We start from the raw sequence: 919 nt of genomic DNA, 5'->3' as shown, positions 1-919 counted from the left end.
ATCCGCGCCCGCCGCCGCCAGCGCCACCGCGAGCTGCGCGGCCGCCGCGAGCAGGTGAGCGAGGTCGCCCCCGCCCCCGCCGTCGCCGCGCCGGCGCCCGAGCAGGCCTCGGTGGCGGCCGCCGAGCGCAGCCTGGCCGCGACCCTGGTGCGCGTGGAGACCTCCGCCGACCGCTTCGACGCCGAGGCCGTCGAGCTGGTGCGCGAGGTGGACCGGCTGCTGCGGCCCCTGCTGGCGCACCTGCGCACCCGCGGCGCCGACGCGCAGGTGCGCCACGACCTGGAGACGCTGGCCACCGAGCACCTGCCGCGCACCGTGGAGGACTACCTGGTGCTGCCCGACGACTACGCGCGCGAGCACCGCACCGCGGCCGGCACCACCCCGGCCGACGAGCTGCGCTCCCAGCTGCTGCTGCTCGTGGAGGGCTGCAAGCAGCTGCGCGACGCCGTGCACGACGCCGACCTGGACCGCCAGCAGCAGCAGAGCCGCTTCCTGGAGGCGAAGTTCCGCCGCTCCGACCTGGACCTGTAGGAGACCGCCGTGGGGATCGACCTGAGCCGGGGAGCCGACGACCAGCGCCCCCCGGTGCACCACGAGCAGGCCTCCCGGGTGGTGCCCCGCCCCGCGCCGCTGCCCCTGGCGGTGCCGGAGGAGGAGCTGGAACCGCCGCTGGGCGTGCAGCTGCCGGTGCTGGGCCACGTCTCGGACCCGACGTTCCAGCTCGTGCGCTACGTCGGCCTGGGCGCCTGGATCCTGCTCTACGTCCTGTGGTGGCCGCTGGGCTTCATGGGCATGTGGGCGTGGATCGCGGTCAACGCCGTCTGGGAGAACGAGCAGCGCCGCCGCCGGCGGCTGCGCCGGCTGCGCAAGCGCGCGCTGCGCCGGGGCCTGCTCACCCTCGCCGCGCCCCCTCCCGCCC

At 77.0% G+C, this 919-nt stretch carries 2 protein-coding genes; both read left to right on the top strand.

Annotated features, from left to right (window positions below; translation table 11 throughout):
• The coding region (locus GTQ99_RS23640) for a hypothetical protein (RefSeq protein WP_166618073.1) at window positions 1–531 on the top strand (531 nt) is incomplete at its 5' end.
• Between the two features lie 9 nt (window positions 532–540).
• Window positions 541–919 (top strand): hypothetical protein (locus GTQ99_RS23635; protein WP_166618072.1); only part of this gene is annotated, 379 nt, incomplete at its 3' end.

This window comes from Kineococcus vitellinus (assembly GCF_009906315.1).
GTDB lineage: Bacteria > Actinomycetota > Actinomycetes > Actinomycetales > Kineococcaceae > Kineococcus > Kineococcus vitellinus.
Note: the sequence above shows the minus strand (reverse complement) of the source record. Positions and strands in the feature narration are given on the sequence as shown.